This window comes from Microcystis sp. M079S1 (genome assembly GCF_020246425.1).
GTDB classification, from domain to species: Bacteria; Cyanobacteriota; Cyanobacteriia; order Cyanobacteriales; family Microcystaceae; genus Microcystis; species Microcystis aeruginosa.
Map to the genome: position 1 here is coordinate 1 of NZ_JADBSZ010000332.1, position 22,314 is coordinate 22,314.

At 42.2% G+C, this 22,314-nt stretch carries 13 protein-coding genes and 3 pseudogenes; 6 read left to right on the top strand and 10 right to left on the bottom strand.

The window, feature by feature from the left end; translation table 11 throughout:
* The 7 genes and pseudogenes from IM456_RS21360 to zds all read right to left on the bottom strand — a co-directional run.
* On the bottom strand, positions 1 to 118 hold a 118-nt coding region (locus IM456_RS21360), incomplete at its 3' end, for a transposase family protein (RefSeq protein ID WP_287705283.1).
* A gap of 354 nt (positions 119 to 472) precedes the next feature.
* Positions 473 to 1,416 (bottom strand): annotated as a pseudogene (locus tag IM456_RS21365) (IS5 family transposase); the annotation flags it as partial.
* 181 nt (positions 1,417 to 1,597) lie between these two features.
* A pseudogene (locus IM456_RS21370) lies at positions 1,598 to 2,186 on the bottom strand (helix-turn-helix domain-containing protein); the annotation flags it as partial.
* A 222-nt stretch (positions 2,187 to 2,408) separates the two neighbouring features.
* Positions 2,409 to 3,545, bottom strand: coding sequence for a DUF58 domain-containing protein (locus IM456_RS21375; protein WP_287692753.1), 1,137 nt, complete (start codon positions 3,543 to 3,545; stop codon positions 2,409 to 2,411).
* A gap of 409 nt (positions 3,546 to 3,954) precedes the next feature.
* Positions 3,955 to 4,974, bottom strand: coding sequence for a long-chain acyl-[acyl-carrier-protein] reductase (locus IM456_RS21380; protein WP_012267666.1), 1,020 nt, complete (start codon positions 4,972 to 4,974; stop codon positions 3,955 to 3,957).
* A gap of 148 nt (positions 4,975 to 5,122) precedes the next feature.
* Positions 5,123 to 5,818 (bottom strand): aldehyde oxygenase (deformylating), encoded by a 696-nt coding sequence (locus tag IM456_RS21385; RefSeq protein ID WP_149986851.1) that lies wholly within the window; start codon positions 5,816 to 5,818, stop codon positions 5,123 to 5,125.
* 229 nt (positions 5,819 to 6,047) lie between these two features.
* Positions 6,048 to 7,508 (bottom strand): 9,9'-di-cis-zeta-carotene desaturase, encoded by a 1,461-nt coding sequence (zds, locus tag IM456_RS21390; RefSeq protein ID WP_149986850.1) that lies wholly within the window; start codon positions 7,506 to 7,508, stop codon positions 6,048 to 6,050.
* A 137-nt stretch (positions 7,509 to 7,645) separates the two neighbouring features.
* Here zds and IM456_RS21395 point away from each other — a divergent pair, with 137 nt between their 5' ends.
* The gene (locus IM456_RS21395; RefSeq protein WP_287692751.1) at positions 7,646 to 10,084 is read left to right on the top strand and encodes a glycosyltransferase family 39 protein; all 2,439 of its coding nucleotides are present in this window, start codon (positions 7,646 to 7,648) and stop codon (positions 10,082 to 10,084) included.
* A gap of 889 nt (positions 10,085 to 10,973) precedes the next feature.
* Here IM456_RS21395 and leuC read toward each other — a convergent pair.
* The 3 genes and pseudogenes from leuC to IM456_RS21410 all read right to left on the bottom strand — a co-directional run bounded on the left by leuC (position 10,974) and on the right by IM456_RS21410 (position 16,108).
* Complete coding sequence (gene leuC / locus IM456_RS21400; protein WP_149986848.1) at positions 10,974 to 12,374, bottom strand: 3-isopropylmalate dehydratase large subunit; 1,401 nt, start codon at positions 12,372 to 12,374, stop codon at positions 10,974 to 10,976.
* A 280-nt stretch (positions 12,375 to 12,654) separates the two neighbouring features.
* A pseudogene (locus IM456_RS21405) lies at positions 12,655 to 13,653 on the bottom strand (MraY family glycosyltransferase).
* A 157-nt stretch (positions 13,654 to 13,810) separates the two neighbouring features.
* Positions 13,811 to 16,108 (bottom strand): RelA/SpoT family protein, encoded by a 2,298-nt coding sequence (locus IM456_RS21410; RefSeq protein ID WP_149986847.1) that lies wholly within the window; start codon positions 16,106 to 16,108, stop codon positions 13,811 to 13,813.
* 223 nt (positions 16,109 to 16,331) lie between these two features.
* Between IM456_RS21410 and patD the strand changes: the two genes are divergently transcribed.
* The 5 genes from patD to IM456_RS21435 all read left to right on the top strand — a co-directional run bounded on the left by patD (position 16,332) and on the right by IM456_RS21435 (position 21,962).
* Positions 16,332 to 16,688 carry a heterocyst frequency control protein PatD gene (gene patD, locus IM456_RS21415; protein WP_002759645.1) on the top strand — a complete coding sequence of 119 codons (357 nt, stop codon included), beginning with the start codon at positions 16,332 to 16,334 and terminating at the stop codon, positions 16,686 to 16,688.
* A gap of 250 nt (positions 16,689 to 16,938) precedes the next feature.
* Complete coding sequence (locus IM456_RS21420; protein WP_149986846.1) at positions 16,939 to 18,564, top strand: dipeptide ABC transporter ATP-binding protein; 1,626 nt, start codon at positions 16,939 to 16,941, stop codon at positions 18,562 to 18,564.
* A gap of 55 nt (positions 18,565 to 18,619) precedes the next feature.
* Complete coding sequence (locus IM456_RS21425) at positions 18,620 to 18,865, top strand: hypothetical protein (RefSeq protein ID WP_149986845.1); 246 nt, start codon at positions 18,620 to 18,622, stop codon at positions 18,863 to 18,865.
* On the top strand, positions 18,859 to 20,994 hold the full coding sequence (locus IM456_RS21430) for a glycosyltransferase (protein ID WP_287692291.1): 2,136 nt from the start codon (positions 18,859 to 18,861) through the stop codon (positions 20,992 to 20,994). Before IM456_RS21425 ends, IM456_RS21430 begins: the two co-directional genes overlap by 7 nt.
* Before the next feature lie 188 nt (positions 20,995 to 21,182).
* On the top strand, positions 21,183 to 21,962 hold the full coding sequence (locus IM456_RS21435) for a hypothetical protein (RefSeq protein ID WP_287692293.1): 780 nt from the start codon (positions 21,183 to 21,185) through the stop codon (positions 21,960 to 21,962).
* Positions 21,963 to 22,314 lie beyond the last annotated feature (352 nt).

Below are 22,314 nucleotides of genomic sequence, written 5' to 3' on the forward strand. Positions count from 1 at the left end.
AGTATCCTAGCATTGTTCCCAGTATTATTACTACTAATACTATCCATAAAGGGTGTCTTTTTCCTTTATCTTTCCGAAAGTCCTTGACTTGTTTCAGTTTTTCTATTAAGCTCAACATATATTTAAAAGTTGCCGGTCACTTCTCATTTTACAAAGACAGTGATCGCTTTTACTTTTGATATTCTGATGGGAGAATGAAACAGCCCTAGGGGACTTGCGCTTTGATAATGTACCTTTTGGGCGAACGCAGTTCGCCCCTACATTGTGGACAAAATCCGTTACTGTAGGGGCGCAAGGAACCTGCGCCCTCCGAGCGATCAGGTTTGCTGATCACCCTAAGTAGGGGGAGAGCCTTCGAGAGCCCCCTTCCTCTTAGGGACTTGCGCTTTGATAATATGCCATCTGGCTGGTCTGATTCTTCTACAGAGCGATTTTCTGGCTGGGATATTATTCCCACGCAAGTCCCTAGGGTTGGGGGGCCAGCTTTTCCTCTGACTATCGGACGGATGTGGGGTTGAGTTAAGCTGACAACTCTGTCTTCAATACTCTGTTTGTTATTTTGGTACATCCAGAGTTGTTGGCGATAAACTTCTGTGACTACTAACAACAGTTTATAGTCTCTTTTTTTCAAGCTTTGTAGAGAGGCTCCTTCTGCTAAAAGTTGTTCAATATGGTCGAGATTTATTTTCAGATATTGCAGTTGTTTTTTCAGGGAACCTATCGTCTTTGTTTGGCGGTAGGTTTTCTTTTTTTCGCTACTTCTAAATAACTTTTTTTGGCTAGAAGACGATAGGTTCTCGGTTTTTGAACAAGTTTTCCTTTTAAAGTTTCCCAGAGAATATCAATAATTTTTTCGGTTTGTTTTCTTCCTTGATTTAACAGGTTTAAATCCGTAGGATAACTAATATCTGCGGGCGCACAACTTGCATCTAAAATTAATTTGCCTCGATTTTCGGGTTGACTTTGGGTTTCACTTTCTAACTTTTTTGCGGTGTTTTCTTCTCCCTTTATTTCTCTCGAATTTTTGACCATAAAGCGATTCACTTTATTAATTAGTTCCAGAGTGATTCTTTCTCGAAAGTGAACCAACATTGACGCTTCAAACCGGGGTTCATTGCTGTAAGCTGAAAAACCCAAGAAGTATTGTAAATACGGATTTTCCTTGATTTGTTCTACCGTTTCTCTATCGGTTGTTCCTAATTTTTCTTTAATAATTAAGGCGGACATTGCTATCCTAAATGTTTTGGCGGGTGCGCCCATTTCTTCTGAAAAAAGTGATGCGTATTCCGCTTCAAATTCTGACCAGGGAATGAGGTTGGCCATCATTACCCAACGATTGTCTTGGGATAATTTCCCCTCAAAGGGCAGCTCGAAGTTTTCCGGTGGGGTTGAGGGTAACTCGCTTTTACGGTACATTAGCACTAATGAGAGAAGATGCAAGGGTGATGCGAGGGTTTTGAGCGATTCTAGCAGATTTAAGTGCATTTGGGAAGCTCTCAATCAAGCTAAAAGCCCTTTCCTGTAAGGTTTTTACCATTATTCAGCCAACCCTATATAAGGGTTCCATCCCTTATAACCCCCGTCCATTGCATAACACAAACCGGAGCCAATCATGACCGCTGCCTTTGACCCGGAAGACACAGATAATTTCCTCTGTATTTTCATCAGCTACTAATTGGGATTTTAAAGTACGATAACCTCTTTTACATGAAAAAAATCTTTCTGTTTCTTTTGGGGCGTTCAATGGGAGTTTCCGTTACATACATTACCGTTACGACCGGTATCTCTGCTTGATTGAGTAAAGCTTTTTTTCCTTTTAAACGGAAGTTTCCCGATTGTAAAAGCATTTTTTACGTCTTATTTAGAATCCGACATATAGTTGATCCTTATAGTTTCCAGGTTGTAGCAATGTGAAAATATGTTCTATATTCTTGCCAATATTCTAACGTTACTAAAACTTGTTCTTCTATATATAGTTTAGGTTTAGTCACCCTTTTAGATGGCTTCGGCCGTGAGACTTCGGCGTGAGATCAGTCGAACGCTCAGTCGAACGGTGAATTAGAGTTTGCTTCAACACTTTTTACTGCTTCTACCATCTTTCTAGATGTTTTTTGATACACACCGAAACGGCGTTTGAACTGTTTAGCTGATAAGTTTTTATAATTCATACTTTTGCTAATAAACATAGCAAAAGTATAGATGATTTCCTGACCTAAGATCACATTTTATTCTTTTTTCGACTTCCATCTAAAAATCAAGAAAAAAGCGAAACCAGCTACTATACCAGAAAAAAAATTAGGCAATAGGCCTAATTAAATCCTCTATGTAGGGATTTTATCCAATTTTATGCCTATTTTCAACTTTTAATTATGCAGGAGGTCTAATCTAGACTGTGAACGGAAATTTTCTCAACGAGGGGGTTGTTGCAATTGTTGTTGTAGAGAAATTTCCGGTTCGATCGCCAATCCGCTAAACTGTCGGATTAAGAGTGAAGGACTCTCCCTAGAATCGGCAGCGAGGAAAAATAACCAACGGCTGCCGGGGGTGAGTTGTTCGATGGAATTGAAATTACTTGTCAACCAAATTAGAGGTAAATTAGGCAGATTGGCGTTTTTTTGACTAGCTTTTGCCTCTATAGCCGCTAAAGTTTCTAAAATGACCCTTTCCCCCTGAATTAAACCCGTTTCACCCGTCCAGAGTTTCACATTTAATTGCCGACGATAGGCATAAAAATAGAGGGAAGCAGCGGCAATAATCGCCCGTTCAAAACTGTCTTCTTGCCAATCACAGAGGGTATCGAGACAGATAATCACTTCCTGTCCTCCCGTTAACACTTCTAATTCCCGAATTTGAAATTCTCCCAAACGAGCGCTAGTTTTCCAGTGAATTAAACGGGTAGAATCACCGTAGCGATATTGTCTCAGGTTACGGGTAAGTCCTTGACTAGCCCTTTGATAATAGCGATTATTTTCTAATTTTTGTTCCACCTCTTGACCGAGGGAATCGATCAGGGGACATTGTTGTAAGGGTAAAACTTGGGGATAAACTAAAGCTTTAGCCGCTGCTTGATGACAACGACGACACCAAAATAAACCGAGAGGGGCTGCTGTTCTTAATTGTACTTCTTGCCAGTGATAAATACCCCGTTTACTGGTAGGTAAATAATAGGTCCAACGATGGGAACTTTTGGAGGCAATTGCTTCTATTGGGGTTATTTTTGGCTGATCGAGGACAATTGGCAGGATATCTGTCACTTCTAACAGATTTATCGGCTGATTGCTAGTATTTTCTATCTCTAGGCTAATACTAAGATCGTCTCCCGCACTCACGGGTACAATGACAAGACGACGCACTTTCAGGGGAAGAAGGGAACGACGGGGTAAAATTATCGATAAAATTAAAAGAGCGATCGTCGTGCCACAGATAGCATACAACCATCCCGCCATGGTATTGGTCGCAGCTCCGAAAAAACAGAGGGTAATGCCAATGATTACCCCACCACCGTAAGCGGGTAAAATACCGCGATCTTCTAACCAAGTTTTCATCAGGAAAAAATCTAGAGCTAGTCAGGGTTTAGTGGTTTTGTCGTCTTTGCTAGAAAGCTAAAATTCAGTCCCACACTTCTATAATTCCCCCAAAAGCCCTGAGAAACTATCACAGAGATCGGACTGATCAGCTAAGGGAGTTCTATCCCTTGCCACTCTTGGGATTTTTCTTAACAAAACTTAACAATTGATGGCAAAATTTTGCTTGCTTTTGTCGGCAGATTTTGGGATAATATTTTTAAAAGAGTTTATTCATAATGGTAATCTAAGCATTCAAGTGTAAACACGAATATCCCATTATGAGACAATCATAACCCAAGCCGCCGCCAAAGTCAAGCACTCACTCCTAATTATTTGTCGCCTGAAACTTCTAATTCCGTGGTCGGTGGGGGGGGGTTGGGGATATTAGTTAAAATAACAAAGGTTGAAAACCGTGTTTGCGGGAAGCTGCGCCGATTTGTTCCATTTTAGGGACGGTAATTTGGTTGCGTCCCCAGGAAAAATTAGTTTGCCAACCCTCCAACTCTAATAAAATCGCCTCGGCAAAACAGGCAAACATTTGACGAGAGGGAATATCCATATTGACTATTTTCATAATTTTCCAGTCAATATCGAGGGAATGCTCGACAATGCCGCCCTTAATCACCGAAATATCGGGGGCATTTAAGACCGTGCCTAAATTTTTCGGATAACCACCATCAATAATAATGCAGGGGCGCTTGAGTTTATCTGGATCAATTTCCACCCCTTTAGGCAGACTAGCCACCCAAACAATGATATCAGCCAGGGGTAAAGCCTCCTCTAGGGGGAGAATTTTACCGCGTCCTAACTCCTCTTGCAGAGATTGTAAACGCTCTTGATTGCGTGCCACACATATTAGTTCTTTTGTATCGGTTTTTTCATTTAACCAACGACAAACGGCGCTGCCGATATCTCCGGTTGCCCCACAAACCACGACGGTAGATTGAGCTAAATCGATGCCCATTTTTTCAGCGAGGGTTTCTACCTGAGTGCAGATGACGTAAGCGGTGTGGGTGTTACCGGTGGTAAAACGGCCAAAATCTAGCTCGATATTCCGCACCTGTCGATTATCTTTGAGATTAAATTCCTCGAAAATAATTGAAGAAAAACCACCGAGTGCGGTGATATTGATATCACTTTTTTGAGCGAGTGCCATGGCATTTAGCACCTTACGAATAGCAGACTTTACCCAACGATTCGACAACATCTCCGGTAAAAAACAGGATTCGATATATTTACCTCTGATGGTTTGCCCCGTGATGCTGGTGACATGAAAATCATCGACAATTTGCGGGGGGGCAGCACACCAAAAATCTAATCCCTGGTTAGCATATTCAGGATAACCTAGATCGTCGGCGACCGATTGGGCGTGTTCTAAACTGGTAAGATGACCTATAAGACCAAACATTGATTGTTCTTTCGTTAGACTAGATGGCACTAGATAAAAATGAGGATATTGCTAAGAAATCGTTAAGACTCTTAAATATATCACACAAAAGCGCCGCTCTGTGTTGAGCGGCAGCAGGGCGAAAAAAAGAAATCTCGACGCTCAAGCTTTAGACAGCAGTTAATCCGTAGGCAGACATTCGCATAATATCACGGGTGCTGAAACCAATATTGCTTAAAGCTTCCCCGTAGCTAATCATGAAGTCTTCCACGAGGGCCTCTTTTTCCATACCGAGGACGCGAGCATCATCCTCGACTTGATTGAGCATTCTCCAGACAATGGGCAGATTAGCACGATTTGCCGCTTCTAATTCCTCTTTAGCGGTTTCAAAGTTCGCTTTTAGCCATTCTTCGCCAAAATTGAGATGTAAATATTCGTCTTTAACTACGCCTTCAGTAATTTTACGGGCAAAAGGATCAGCAACAGGAATATAAATATTATAGGCAGCGATCGCAAAAGCTTCGATAATCAAAGATTGGATCAATAAACAGGTAACGATTTTACCTTCTGCGTAGGCAATTTGGAAGTTATTGTGCAGAGAGGAAAAGAATTCTTTGGCATAATCCATATCAGGAGTGATTTGCAAATTTTGGCCGCAAGCTTGAAAACCTTTCATGTGACGGTTTTCCATTTTTGCCAGACGGTGTAACTCTTCTTTGTTATCGGTGAGGATGTCTGCTAATTGAATATAATTGCTATTGGCCTCGTATTCGCCTTCAATAACGATGGCATTAATGCGACTATAGGCTGATTTATAGGTTTCGCTGGTGAAATCAAGCTCTGATGATACAGCAAGCTCTGGCATAAACTCGATTGACTCCTATTTCTGACGAGATTTTTCCGACGTTCTTTCCAGTCTAGGGTAAGCCTTCTAGATGGAGTTATCTTTTTACGAGTCTAGCTCGATCGGTCTTTTTTGTATAGCTTGCCCTGAGAGACTGACTTCCCAAGTTAGCTATAGCGGTTATCTTTTGCCACTGAAAACAAGTCTAGAGGCAATCCCTTCTCAAGAGACGAGATTGCTGGCTGTTTGCTCAAACCGTGGCTAAAGATTTCCAGCGCTCGGCCCGTTGTAAGATTGCTTTGGCTGCCTGTTTACCCGATAAAGTCGCCCCTTCCATGCTATCAATGTAATCCTGTTGGGTATAACTACCAGCAAGGAAAAAGTTAGCAATAGGAGTCGCTTGCGAGGGACGATAGACATCCATACCAGGTGCTTCCCGATAGAGACTCTGGGCTAATTTCACCACAGTAAACCAAGTCATCTTTAACTCTCGCGAGGAGGGAAATAACTTATGGACTTGCGCTAAAACGTGCTGGGCGATATCTTCATTTTTAGCTTTAATAAAAGGATCCCCGGGGGTTAAAACTAACTGTAATAAAGAACCTTCTCCAGGGCGATAATAATCCCTAGGACTGGTGAGAGCAAGATCTGCAAAACAGGAAAAATCCGCTTGGTGGGTGTACAAAAGATTATCAATTCCCACCGCTTTTTGCAGTTGTCGACGTTTTTCGGCATCATTTAATTCCGTCACCCAACCGTCAAAACGCAATTGTACCGTAGCGACGGGGACGGCTTCTAGTCGGAAAATATTGTCAAAAATCGGCATTTTCCGCCAATCTTGGGGAATAAGACGCTGAATACCGGGGACATCACCAGCGCAAACATAGGCATCTGCGGTGATAGTTTCCGTGGTTTCTCCGTTAGCGACGATCATGCCATTAACTTGCAGATTTTCGCCCTCTCCAGAATAGAGAATTTCCCGCACTTGACGACGGGTAGAGATTTTGGCTCCCCGTGCCTCCAGATAGTTAATAATCGGTTTATGCAGGTATTCGTGGGGGGAACCTTCCAACATCCGCAGGACGGAAGCTTCGGTTTTAGCGGCAAAAAATTGGAAAATCGTCAGCATACAACGGGCCGAGATATTTTCCGTATCGATAAATCCTAAGGCATAGGCGATCGGATTCCACATTTTTTTTAAACTGCCTTCATTACCGCCATGGCTACGAAACCAATCGGCAAAGCTAATCGAGTCCAGATCCCGAATCGTTTTCATCGCTCCTTGAAAGTCTATCAGACCGCGGACGATGGGACTTGTACCTAAGGCCAGAGAATTAAAGATTTTATCGGCTGCCGAGAGTTGGGAGGAGGTAAAAAAGGCTTTTAAACCGTTAAAAGGCGCACCTGCGGCGAAACGGAAGTCTAATTCGCCGATTTTTCCCCCTTCGTTGATAAAAGTGTGGGTGTGTTCTTTGAGTAGTAGGGATTGAAAAGCGCCCACTTTTTTCATTAACTCAAAAAGATTATAGTAACAACCAAAAAAGACGTGCAAGCCCATCTCGATGTGATTACCGTCCGCATCTACCCAACTACCGACTTTTCCCCCGACAAAGGGACGAGATTCTAAGATTTCTACTGTACAGCCCGCATCGACCAGATCGATAGCTGTTGCCATTCCCGCTAATCCCGCACCAACGATCACCACTCGCATTTGTCAAGTTCCTGTTACAATTTTTCACTAAATCTTTATTTTACCTTGATCGGTCTGGTGTTTCTTGCTGGCGATTTTTTCAGGGTCGCTTGAGGGCGTGGCAAAATAATTGAGAGTTGCACTAGGGAGAAGTCATTTTGAAGCGATCGCTAGATAGGAGACAGGAATTAATTATTGTCACTATTATTTGGATATTGGGGATATTAGTCGATAGATTCTGGTTTAGTCTCGATCATACCATTCCTGCTTGGGATCAGGCCGATTATCTCAACGGTGGGATTATCTATACCCAAGCTTTCCAAAATCCTCGCTGGTTTGACGGGGATTGGTGGCGCAGTTTATGGCTAATGTCGCCGAAAATTCCCCCTTTAACCTATCTTTTAACGATTCCCTTCTTTAATCTCTTTGGTATTAGCGTTGATGCGGGTATGTGGGTAATGGCTATCTATAGTGCCCTACTGCTCTTTTCTGTGTACGGATTGGGAATTATCCTCTTTAATGGGACTGTGGCTTTATGGGCGGTCTTAATCTGTCAATTTCTACCCGGTTTATACTATTATCGCCTCGAATATCTCTTAGATTTTCCCTTAGCGGCAATTGTAACGTTTTCTTACTTGTGCTTGACATGGTGGCGATTTAGTGGTCAAGGCTGGCTAAAAGCGATCGCTTTCGGTATTTCTTGCGGTTTAGGGATGTTAGTCAAACAAACCGCCCTATTTTTCCTCTTTTTACCGATTTTGTGGGTATTGGGCGAAAATCTCCGGCGAAAACGTTGGGGCAATCTAGCGCAATTAATGCTGAGTTTTTTGACGGCAGCATTGTTAATGTTTCCCTGGTATCGGACGAATTGGTTATTAATGTTAACCGCGAGCAAACGTGCCACGGTAGATTCGGCGATTTTGGAGGGAGATCCGCCTCTTACCAGTCCAGATGCCTGGACATTTTACGCCCAAGTTTTACCCTATTTTCTTTCTTGGGTATTGTTATTAGTTCCTGTGGTGGGATTATTAATCTCCTTACGTCATAGAAAAACCGAAGATAAGGTTAATCGTCCTGTGTGGATTTGGTTAGGAGTTTTTCTGCTGGGGGGATACCTATTATCATCCCTAAATATCAATAAAGATGCTCGTTATATTTTGCCGCTTTTACCGACTTTATCCTTAATTTTATCCGTTGGTTTATTATCTTGGCGTGGTCGTTTTGCCCCTGGTATCCGTTGGGGAACGATAACTATTGCCGCTATTCTCACCAGCTTAAATTTATTCCCCTTGGGGGGAGATATAATTACTAACGTTTTCAGTCCCGAATTACAACACCATCCCTATTTAAAAACCGGCTGGCAACAGGAAGAAGTAGTTAAAGAGATTCTAGCCGATTCTCCCTATCTTCGCAGCACTCTAGGGGTTTTACCTTCCACCCCCGAATTAAATCAACATACCTTCTCTTTCTACGGTGGTAAACATAATTCCCAGGTTGCCGGCAGACAGGTGGGAGTTCGGGAAGAAGAGATCGAAAAGGATGTCAATTCTTTAGATTGGTTTTTAACTAAAACTGGTGAACAGGGTTCCGTCCCCGATGTCCAGAAAAAAATTGTTAATCGAGTCGCCACCGGTCCAGATTTCCAAGTGGAGAAAACTTGGCAGCTACCGGATGATAGTACCCTATCCCTACACCGTAAAATAGCCCCCTCCGTCACGGTTAACCCCCTTGAAAATGCACCAAAACGGGTGGAATTAAGAGAGATTGCCATTGCCGAAAAAGCTTCTCCTAATCAACCCATTCCCGTGGTTTACAAATGGGCAGGAGACTGGCAACAATTAAAGTCAGGGATAGTGATTTTAACCTGGCAAGAAGTGGACGGTAAGGATTATTGGATGCACGATCACGGTATTGCTATGGGGGAATTAATGGCAGAAAAATTAAGTCCAGAAGAGCAACAAAAGGGTTTTGAAGTTACTGAAAAAACCGCCATGCAGTCGGCAGCAACCCCCGGAGTTTATCGCTTATCTGCTGTCTATCTCAATCGGGAAACCGGGGAAACCTATCCGATTAAAACTAATGCTCAAATTACCATCGATCCTCAAGTCTCCAAGTTAGCAACGCCCGAATTAGATTTAGTGACCCAATTGCGCTTAAAGTCTGCTAATATTGGTCAAGGATTAACGGGTATTGAGCCAATTTTTGAGTTAACTAATCGTATCAATCAATACGATTCGATTCAGAATTATGTGCTGCAAGCAGACAAGGCTTTTTCCTATCGTTTACAGCAACAAAATCCCCCCGATAAATTATCTTTAGCCTACGGATTAGCAATTTCTAAGGTACTACAACAGGATGTAGCAGGGGCAATAAAAGCCACGGAGGAAATGATTAAAATTGACCCCCATAATCCCTATCATTATGCTTATCAAGGCTTTATTTATCTCTACGATTGGCAACCGCAAGCAGCCCAAAAAGTCTTAGATCAGGCCAGAAAATTAAATCCCGATAGTGAGGAAATTAAGACTTTAAATGCAGTGGCTGCCTTGATGGGGGGAAATCTCGTTAAAGCTTGGCAATTATGGCAATCAAATTAAAATAGAGTGGGAAGTGGGGTGTAGGGTGTGGGAAGTGGGAGGTGGGGGAGTGGGGAAGTGGGGAAGTGGGGAAGTGGGGAAGTGAAGCATTTGGCTGAAATTTCCCTAAACCCCTAAATCCCCATCACCCTATCACCCCAAAACCCTATCACTCTATCTCCTGACTCCTGACTTCTAACCCAATGTTGGACAAAGATAAGTAAAAATTATTGATTTACTGCAAAAACTTGAGAATATTTAAATTAACATTCCGCAATATTTATAAATTCTTAAAAATTAATTGAGAAAGATTTTTATTTAACAACGATGTTATGATGGTTACAGCGATTTTACTGAATTTCATAATGGGTTATTCTGTGCTTTTTTGGGCAGCAATGGTTGAAACCCTTGCCACACCTAGAAGGTGATCCTAATTAAGACGGGTAAATTAGTCAATTTCACCGGCAACGATGATCTTTTTTTTGTGTAGTTTTATTGCAAAAAAAAAGTTTTTTTGACAAAAAGCACAAAGTATGATAATCAGTCGTGCAAAATTAATTTCCTAGTTGAGACAGAAGACGGGAGACAGGAGACGGGAGACAGCTATTAGGGATCGGATGTGAGTTTTCAGTTCTCTGTTTGCTCACATCAGCAGAAGTCTCACGGAGTAGTGGCTTAGATGTGTAATTAATTTTGCTTAGGTACTTAATAAGCCAAGGTATTTCTGGTTGCGAGTAATTATTGTAGAGAAGGGAGAAGGGGAGAAGGGAGTGAGAAGTGGGAAGTGGGGAAGTGGGGAAGCTGTCTCATCACCCTATCACCCCAAAACCCTATCACCCTATCTCCTGCCTCCTGACTCGGAGACTCCTGACTCCTGACCCCAGTAACAAACTTTTTCAGCAAACCCTATTTAATTTAACAACTCCCTGGGATCGGTGACTTCCCCTTTAATCGCTGCTGCTACCACCATCGCCGGACTCATCAACAAAGTACGACCGGAGGCGGAACCTTGACGACCTTTAAAGTTACGATTGGAGGAGGAGGCGCTGATCTGATCTCCCTGCAATTTATCGGGATTCATGGCTAAACACATGGAACAGCCCGCCTCGCGCCATTCAAAGCCCGATGCTAGGAAAATTTGGTCTAATCCTTCTGCTTCCGCTTGTTTTTTGACTCTTTCGGAACCGGGGACGATAAAAGCTTTCACATGGGGGGCAACACGATGACCTTGGGCAAATTTGGCCGCTTCGCGCAGATCACTGATCCGGCCGTTAGTACAGCTACCGACGAAGCAGACATCGATTTTTGTGCCTTTAATCGGGGTGCCGGGGGTGAGTTTCATGTATTGATAGGCTTCCTCTGCGATCGCTCTTTCACTTGCCGGTAAACTTTCGGGAGTGGGAATGACTTCGTTAACCCCGATTCCTTGGCCCGGAGTAATCCCCCAAGTAACTGTGGGTTCGATTTCACCGGCATCGAAGACCACCACATCGTCATAAACCGCATCGGCATCGCTTTTAATGCTTTCCCACCAATTAACCGCACTTTCCCAGTCTTTGGGCGCAAAATCACGACCTTTGAGGTAATCGTAGGTGATCTGATCGGGGTTGATATAACCACATCGGGCCCCACCTTCGATCGCCATGTTACAAATCGTCATTCTTTCTTCCATGGACATCCGTTCAATTGTGCTACCAGCGTACTCGTAGGCATAACCAACACCGCCTTTAACGCCTAATTGACGGATAATATGGAGAATTACATCTTTAGCATAGACACCGGGGTTTAAATCGCCGTTTACCTCCACTCGACGCACTTTTAATTTCGATAGGGATAGGGTTTGGGTAGCAAGAACATCGCGCACTTGGGAAGTTCCGATACCAAAAGCGATCGCCCCAAAAGCACCATGGGTGGAGGTGTGGGAATCACCACAGGCGATCGTCATCCCGGGTTGGGTTAGACCCCGTTCGGGAGCGATCACATGAACTATGCCCTGATTGCCGGAACCGATGCCGTAGAAAGGAATATTATTGGTTTGAACATTAGTTTCGATCGCCCGGATCATTTCCTCGGCCAAATCGTCAAGGAAAGGACGCGCCTGATTTTCGGTGGGGACGATGTGATCGACGGTGGCAATAGTCCGTCCTGGAAATAATACTTTTAAACCCCTTTCTCTCAGCATCGAAAAAGCTTGCGGACTGGTGACTTCATGGACTAGATGCAGTCCGATGAATAATTGTGTCTGTCCACTGGGAAGAATCTTAACCGTGTGTGCGTCCCAGACTTTATCGAATAACGTTCTTGCGCTCATTGACCTTGGAATGATAGTCATCTCCCTAATCATATCAGCTAACCTGATCCGATAAATATTAATTTTTTCTTTTCTCTTGGTTAGTAGGGATAATAGGTAAATAGCTCTGTTTTTGCCAGAGATTAAAACCATCAGTTTTTGACTGAAAGCAACGACTTTCGCTAATAACTATTTGAGTAATTCCTGCTGCTCCTTACCCCCCGATCCCTATAATTTTTAAATAGGATTTAGTCTAACATTCTCTAGGTTTGAATAACCCCTCAGTCCATAGCAAAAAAAATTATTCTTTTCTTGTCACTGATAAATTATGCTCGCTAACTTTCCTGTTCAGATAAATTTCTCCGAGAAAAATTAATCCTAGAATCAGAGGTAAACTCAGCCATGATCCTAGGATTCCTAAGGAGTTAATACTAATAGCAATCAGGAGAGTTACCCCCATATAAATAATTGCTACTTGTGGATGAGACAAGCCAGATTTTTGTAATCTTTGATCAAGGTGACTGCGGTGAGCTTGGAAGATATTTTACCTTTTTAATAATCGACAAATAAGGGTATAAATAGCATCACCAATCAGAGGTAAAGTGATAGTTAAAGCTGACCAAGCCTGACTTTGATTGCCCCGGTTATTAAGTACAACCATAGCGACAATTGCCCCTAAACTGGTGCTACCCACATCACCCATAAAAATTTTCGCTGGCGACCAATTCCAGAGGAGAAAACCGCCTAAAGCTGCTACTAAAAGCCATAAAATTGGTTGCTGAAAATAGAGAGCGAGAAATCCTAATTGTACCGCCGTACAGCCAGCCACCAAGCCATCGAGACCATCCATAAAATTATAAAAATTAATCATCGCGGTCAGGCCGATAATTGTGAGAATAATAGCCAAAACTTTGCCGCCAAAACCCAAATCTAATAGCCACGATTGGGGAAAAGCACCGAAAAAAGTGACCGCAACACTAGCGGAGGATAACTGCACTAAATAGCGAATACTAGAGGGAATACTGCGACGATCATCGAGAAGGCCGATAATAATTAAAGGAGTCAGGGACAACCACAGGGGAATGAGAGGTAGGGAAGGAGGAAGGAGAAAATAACTGAGGCAGCCAGTAAGAGCAAAAGCGACGACAAAACCGAGTCCACCCCCCCTAGGTCTGGGTTGACTATGGCTGCTACGCTCATTGGGAATATCTAACAATTGTTGGCTAAAACGTTGTTTAATCAGGGCAACCACCAGAAAACTAATCAGAAAACTGATAACTGACAGTAGGGATAATAACATAAGGATTTTTGCGCTCAGATTAATTATCGATCCTACGTTGTTCGGTGACAAAAAGTGCAGATATTGCCATCGTGGTTTTAGTCAGTGTCAGCATCGCACTTCAACAGCTAAGGCACTCCAGCGTTTGGGGAATATGAGTAGAAATTTTAGGTTTAACTTACTCTCGATCGCTTTTTACCTGACTGATGCGACGAACGTTTAAAATATCACTCATCAGCTTAATTTGACTAACACAGCGTTCAAATTGTTGCAGGTCTTTTACTTCAATTTTCAGGGAAATTAAAGCGGGTTTACCGAAATTAGTCTTAACTCCGGCATTGCGAACGTTAATATTTTGGTCACTTAAACGAGAGAGAATATCTTTTAAAACCCCGACGCGATCGATCACTTCAATCTGAATATTTACCGGATAAGTTTGATAACGTCCCTGGTCATCTATAGGGTTCCAACTAACAGGAATTAAGCGTTCAGCTTCGGCTTTTTCCACATTCGAGCAGCCCTGACGGTGAATAACAATGCCTTCCCCCGCATGGGCAACTATACCGGTAATATTTTCTCCGGGTAAAGGACAACAACAACCGGCCAAACGATAGACTAATCCCTCCACACCGGCGATCGGTGATTTACTAACGGGTAAAGCCCTTTGAACGGGAGAAGGTGGTAGAATCAATTGGGAATCAGTTAGGACATCGGGCGGATTTTTGGCCGTTAAAATTTCCTGTTGATTTTTAACTGCTTCTTGCAGACGATTAACTACATTTTTTAGGGTAACTTCGCCGTAACCTAAGGCCGCCAATAAATCATCTACTGCCACATAATTGCACTGTTTAGCCACCGATTGCATTCGTTCCGATTTCAGCAGGGCATCGAAGCCAGTTTTACCCAATTCTTTCTCTAATAAATCACGACCCCGGCTAATATTTTCTTCTCGTCGCGATTTTTTGTACCATTGCCGGATGCGATTTCTGGCGCTAGGAGTAACGACAAAATTTAACCAATCCAAACTAGGGTGACTATGCTTGCTGGTGAGAATTTCCACCAGATCACCATTTTGCAAGGGAGCATCAAGAACTGACCATTTACCATTAATTCTTGCCCCTTTCATCTGATTACCTACTTCGCTATGAATATGATAGGCAAAATCTACTGGTGTCGCACCTTGGGCAAGGGCCACCACATCACCTTTGGGGGTGAAAACATAGATATCTTCTTCAAAGAAATTATTTTTCAGGCCATCCATGTATTCTTGGCCATCTTTAAGGTCTTTTTGCCAGTCGAGAAGATTACGCAGCCAAGCGAATTTTTCATCCGCGGCGGTTAAAGTTGTTTGACTAGAACCGGTTTCTTTATACTTCCAATGGGCTGCAATCCCGTATTCAGCAACATGGTGCATTTCTAGGGTGCGAATCTGCACTTCTAGGGGACGGGCATTTAAACCAACAACGGTGGTATGGAGGGATTGATAACGGTTAGCTTTTGGTAAACCGATATAGTCTTTAAAACGGTTAGGAATCGGAGTAAATTGGTCGTGAACTATGGCTAAACAACGATAACATTCCTCTTTTGTTTCGACGATAATGCGGACGGCGGCTATATCATAAATCTGCTCGAATTCTTTGCCTTGATTGTGCATTTTATGATAGATGCCGTAGAGATGTTTGGGGCGACCCTGTAAATCAAGAACTTTTATGCCAATTTCTTGCAATTTTTCCCGCAATGTGTTAGTGACGGTTTCGATGCGGGCCTCTCGATCGATACGTTTTTCCGATACCAATAACTGCACGGCGCGATAAGCATCGGGTTCGAGGTATTTAAAGCATAAATCCTCTAATTCCCATTTAAATCTGCCAATCCCTAAACGGTTAGCCAGGGGAGCAAAGATTTCTCTAGTTTCTAGGGCGATGCGTTGCTGCTGTTGCGGGTTGAGGTGTTCGAGGGTTTGCATATTGTGCAGGCGATCGGCTAATTTGACCACGATGACGCGGATATCTTGAGCCATCGCCAGGAACATTCGGCGAAAATTCTCCGCTTGCCGTTCAGTTTTGCTAGAAAAGTTGAATTTGGAGAGTTTTGTCACCGCTTCCACCAAATTACGCACCTCAACACCGAATCTAGCCTCGATTTCTTCGGGGGTGACTTCCGTATCTTCCACCACATCGTGAAGGAATCCCGCCGCGATCATTGCCCCATCACCCCCCAGATCCCGCAGTAATCCCGCTACAGCTATAGGATGGGCGATATAGGGTTCCCCGGATTTGCGATACTGGCCCTCGTGGAGTTTGTGGGCGAAATTAAAGGCCCTAGAGATTAAATCGATATCGGGATTCTGGGGGTCGTTTTCGTAGGTAATCAGGCATTCTTTCAGCCAATCGGGTAAAACTAACGCTTTTTTCGGTTCCGTGGCCCGGGGAAGGACGGTGAGGGTTTCTGGTTGGATGGCAGTGATGGCGTTCATGGTTAGATCGGGGGGATAATAGGGGGGGGGAGGAGACGGATAACTAGAAAATTATTAGGCCGAAGGGATGCCAGATTACTTAACTCTCTAACACTGGAATCGGATCGATCGGCGAAAAGGGCGGGATTCTTTTAAGTTTTTGTCTCTGCTCGGGAAGAGGACTTGCAACCGTGACGGCAAATCGTTAATCTTATGTAACAAATTCTAACGCGCTTTGTATTGGATGCTACCGACAAATTACCATCAAGCCTACAAATCTTTGTTAAGAAAACTGGAGGATTTCAGTCTTGCCCTTCTGGATGGGGATGCTTCCACGGGGTTACAATCTTTTCAAGCTTTACAAACCTGTCTAGAAGGGGAGATTTTGTCACTAAATGATGACAATTTCAGCCCAGAGGTGGCTAATCGTTGGCGCGCGCTCCAGACGGAACTATATCGATCGTGGCGATTGCTGGAGACGGATTGGTTATTTTTGGCCTCGGCGCGGCAAGGACGGGAGAAGCGTTTACAGATAATTAGCGAGCGAGTGGCGACTTTAAAGGGGTATTGTCGGGTTTTGTTAGGGTCAGTTGTCGATTAGTGATTAAATGCTCGATCGCCCTTTGTGTGGCATACTTGACCCTAAGTAGGTAAGCGTTAAAAATTATCAGATGCCCCCCTTATTAAGGGGGGACTAAGGGGGGATCGGCACCCCCCTTATCAAGGGGGGCAGGGGGGATCGGCACCCCCCCCTTATCAAGGGGGGCAGGGGGGATCAGAGGCAAAATCTATCTTCAATTTAATTATAACTACTTACTTAAGTCCTAACTTTTATCTTTACCGCTCGCCTCATGTTGGAAATTAAAGACCTAAAAATTGCCTACCCGACCGAATTAAGTTCTCCCTCTTGGGCGATCGATGGGGTATCTTTGAGTATAGGCAAAGGGGAAACTCTGGGATTAGTGGGTGAATCTGGTTGTGGAAAATCGACCATCGGTAAGGCTATTTTAAGGTTATTACCCAATCGCACTCACGTTGAAGGGGAGATTACCTTTGAAGGGCGCTCGCTTTTATCTTTATCTAGCAAACAGTTAGAAAAGTTTCGCGGGGAAGCGGTGGGATTAGTGTTTCAAGATCCGATGACGCGACTAGATCCGCTGATGACTATTGGCGATCATTGTGTAGAAACTTTGCAAGCCCATCGGACGAATTTAACCTATCGTCAAGCTAAAAGTCAAGCTTGTACCGTCCTAGAAAAAGTAAAAATTACCGCTAATCGTTGGTCACAATATCCTCACGAATTTAGCGGGGGAATGCGGCAAAGAGTGGCCATTGCTTTAGCTTTATTATTAAACCCTAAGTTAATTATTGCCGATGAACCCACCACCAGTTTAGATGTGACGGTTTCGGCGGAAATTCTGCGGGAATTAAAGCGTTTATGTAGCGAGGAACAGATGGGACTATTGTTAATTTCCCATGATTTAGCGATGGTGGGAGAATATTGCGATCGATTAGCGGTGATGAATGGCGGCAAAATTGTCGAATCGGGAGCGGTAAAAACAGTTTTTAAAGCGCCTCAACATCCCTACACTCGTTCTCTTTTGTCCGCCGCTTTACACCTACAGGTACGGGAGGAAAAATTAACAGCAATTCAAGGTCAGGAGACGGTGTTAAAGGTGGATAATTTAAAACAGTATTATACCCTAGAAGGTAACTTTTTAGATAGTTTATTCAAGAAAGAAAAGAAATTTATTAAAGCGGTAGATGAAGTCAATTTTGAACTGTATCGAGGGGAAATTTTCGGTTTAGTTGGGGAGTCGGGGTGTGGGAAAAGTACCCTATCGCGAACCCTATTACAGTTAATTAAACCCACCGGGGGAAAAGTGGAATTTTTAGGAGAAGATTTAACCCCTTTGTCGGCGGAAAAAATGCGTCCAAAACGGCGCTTAATGCAGATGATTTTTCAGGATCCCCTCGCTTGTCTCAATCCTTTAATGACGGTGGGAGAAAGTATCGCCGATCCGCTTTTTATCCATAAAAAAGTTAATCTAGAAACGGCTAAAAAACAGGTTTTAGAAATGTTAGATCGAGTCGGTTTGACACCGGTAGAGGAATTTTATCGACGCTATCCTAGAGAGTTATCGGGAGGACAACAGCAAAGGGTAGCCATTGCTCGCGCTTTAATTACTCGTCCAGAATTAGTTATTTGTGATGAACCGGTTAGTATGCTCGATGCTAGTGTCCAGACACAGGTTTTAGAGTTAATGTTAGAGTTACAAAAGTTATTTAATCTAACTTATTTATTTATAACTCATGATCTTTGGTTGGCGAGATTCCTCTGCGATCGAATTGCGGTGATGACTGCGGGTAAAATAGTTGAAATGGGTGACACTGAACAAATTTTTAGCCATCCCCAACACCCCTACACTCAAAAATTAATCGCCGCAGCCCCGAGAATTTATCCCGACAGCAACTAAAATCGCTCTAGGGGTTTATAATTGTTATTGTCTAGATATAGTTAGGAAAGACAAAATGGCCAGACAACTTCAGATAAGTCTCCCTGAAGATACTATGCCACTTCTCGATCGATGGTTGGCGAGTAGTGATTATCCTGAAAAAGAATATAATAATTTAATTCATGAAGTGATTAAATTATATATTATGGAACAACAGAGAAACTACCTCAAGCAACAATTAAAGGAAGGAGCTATTGTTAGAGCAGAAAGAGATTTAAATTTAGCACAAGATTGGTTTTCTCCAGAGGAAGAATTATGGTAATAATGATTATTTTTAAAGTTAAAAAACTGCTCAAAAAATTTGTCTTTAGTCTCCAAGAGGAAGGATGGAAACCAGCAATCAAAAAGACGAAACGAAAAATTATTAAAATTCTCACAGGAAAGAGTTCCTCTGAATTTGAAGAACAGGTGATCGAAAGTGCTAAATTAGCTGAACCGCGGCCCCTAGAAATTGCCAGCAGTGACAATCCTTTAGTCTCGATTATTATTCCTGTTTATAACCAATTTGCCTACACCTTTAACTGTCTGGAATCCTTGAGTGTTAACCTTGGTTCTGATTTAGCTTATGAAATAATCATTGTTAATGATGCTTCCAGCGATGAAACCTTAGAACAATTAGCAACTTTAGTTAAAGGAATCAAAGTATTAACTAATGCCGAAAACTCTGGTTTTATTCGTTCCTGTAATTATGGGGCTAGTCAAGCAAAAGGTCAATACCTATATTTTCTCAATAACGATACTAGAATTCTGGAAAATTGTCTAGAAAGTTTAGTGAAATTAATTATCAATAATCCCCAAGTTGGTGCGGTGGGTTCTAAGTTAATTTATGCTAATAGTAAACAACAAGAAGCGGGGGGAATTATCTGGAATTCTGCCGATGGTTGGAATTATGGACGCTTAGATAGTTCCGAGGAACCGGAATATAATTATGTGCGTCCCGTGGACTATTGTTCGGGAGCAAGTTTATTAGTTCCTACAGATTTATTTAAGCAATTAGGTGGTTTTTGTCAAGACTTTATCCCCGCGTATTACGAAGATACAGACTTATGTTTTGCCATCCGAGAATTGGGTTATCAAGTCCTCTATCAACCCCAATCTAACGTCATTCACTACGAAGGAATCACCTCGGGAACAGACCTTTCCAGTGGGATCAAACAATATCAAGTTATTAATCAAACTAAGTTTCGAGAAAAATGGTCAAAGGTATTAACTAAACACCTAGATAACGATGCTAATAATGTACCGAAAGCTGCCCGACGTTTACAAGGAAACCCGACAATTTTAGTCATCGACTCCTACGTTCCACTATACGATCGAGAATCCGGCTGTGTGCGTTTATTAAATATTCTTAAGCTGCTGCTCAATTTAGGCTATTCAGTCATTTTCTTTCCCGATAATGGCTATCCCGAACAACCCTATACTTCCGTCCTGCAACAAATGGGAATTGAAGTTATTTATGGCACACCGCAAAGATATAATCTGGAAGAAAAATTAATCAAATATTTACCCCTGATAGATGGAGTTTGGTTGTGTCGTCCCGAATTGTGCGATAAGTATATGGATTTAATTCGCTTAAAGACAAAAGCACCAATTATTTATGATACAATTGACCTGCATTTTCTACGTTTAAAACGACAAAAAGACTATCTCGATCCCAGTTACCAAAATACCAGCTGGAGTTGGCAAACCTATCAGAAATTAGAGTTAAACTATGCTAATCAAGCAGAAGCAACCGTGGTAGTAACGGAAGACGAAAAGCAGGTTTTATCCTCTTTAGGAGTGAAAAATGTTTGGGTAATCCCCAATATCCATGAAGAAATTTCCCTGTCAGAAAAAGTTGCTTTTGACCAGCGATCGGGTTTAGTATTTATTGGTAGCTACAATCACCCTCCTAATATTGATGCAGTCAAGTGGTTATGTTTAGAAATTATGCCCTTAGTTTGGGCATCCCGTCCCGATATTACCGTTAATTTATTAGGAAGTAACCTCAAGGATGAAGTGAAAGAATTAGCCAATGATAAAGTGATTGTTACCGGTTATGTTCCCGAAGTAGAACCCTATTTTCAAAAGAGTCGTGTTTTTGTCGCACCCCTGCGATTTGGTGCGGGAATGAAGGGTAAAATTGGTCAAAGTCTTTCCCTAGGATTACCCACTGTTACCACAAAAATTGGTGCCGAAGGTATGGGATTAATTGACCACCAAGATGTTTTAATTGCCGATACTGCCGAGGAATTTGCCCAAGCGGTAATCGAACTCTATGATAATATGGAATTGTGGCAAAAACTCGCTGATAATTCCCTAGAAACTATTAAGAGATACCAACCCGCTACCGTGCAAACTAACCTACAAGCTTTGTTATCAAATCTAGGAATTGTTGCCAAGGATAGTTAACAAGAAAAAAGCTCATTTCTCCCACAGGTCTATTCTATGTCACCGCAACCAAATAAACTCTAGAATCCGCAATTTTGCAGAATTAAAAACCTATTTTGACCAAATTAACCACGAAAACTACGATTTGTATTGACGAATTTTCTAAGATAAGCTAGACTGAACCTAGACAAAAATTCAGACGGTGATTAATGAATAGTTATTGTTTTTGCGGTTTAGCCCTTGGCAAAAAGTATCGTTCTTGTGCAGTCAACGTAGCCCGCGATATGGAAAAATACCATCCCGGTATTCAATATCTGATATTGACTGACGAGCCAAGGGATTTTCAAGATTCAAGTAACGTAATTGCCATTAAACATATTCAGGATAGTATCATGTTTCCCTATAATGACAGGCGTTTTGCTATTGAGAAAGCCTTAGAGCGCTACGACATGGCTATTCAAATTGATACGGATATTCGATTAATAAAATCCTTAGTGTTTCCTGAACAATTTAATAATCTTGACGGAGTTTTCGGCACAATCAAGAATCTAAAAGCTCATCTAACTCGTTATCAACCCGAAAATGTTCCTGATTATGAGAAAGTGGCGCAGAAGTTGGATATAGATTTTGAAAACGCTCCCTATGTTGGGGAATTTATCTTTGCTGTCGGAAAAAATTGGAAAAAAGAAGAAGAATTCATTTATTATTGGGGAATAATTGCCAAATATTTAGAAATACACCGCCTTCATGGTGCAGATGGTCCAGTAATGGGGTTAGCCGCGGCGAAAGCAGGTTTACCTACTTATCCTAGCGAATGGTCTGACATAATCGAGCGTGAATTTGTCGAACATCTTAAGTTTTCCTCTGGTAAAAACAAAATTCAAAAAAGCGACTGGGAAAAGTTAAAGTTTCGTGTGGCCTATCATTATCGCTTAAATAAGCAGAGAATATTAGCATTGAAAGATTTCAACTTTTATTATAGTGATTAATGGGACAGTATAAACTTGATAAATTGAGAAACTAGGGCTAGTATTTTCAATTTTTAGATCAGCTTGTTTATAGATCAAGCATTTGTAGGGGACTAATTTAGGACAAATTTTGACTTTCTTATCCTATAAACCTCTTGCATAATTAGGGCTTGCTGAATAATGGTAAAACCCTTTTAAAATAAGGCTTTTGACCTGTTAAAATCCGATGTTAGTGCTGCGAAAATAGGATTAAGACCTTCAAAAACCTGGCATTATCCTTCTGCTAGTACATAAACTGGTACAAAAAAAGAGGGCAACAAAGCCTGAAACGACCGTCTACTGACTCGGAGACTCCTGACTCCTAACCCCACCA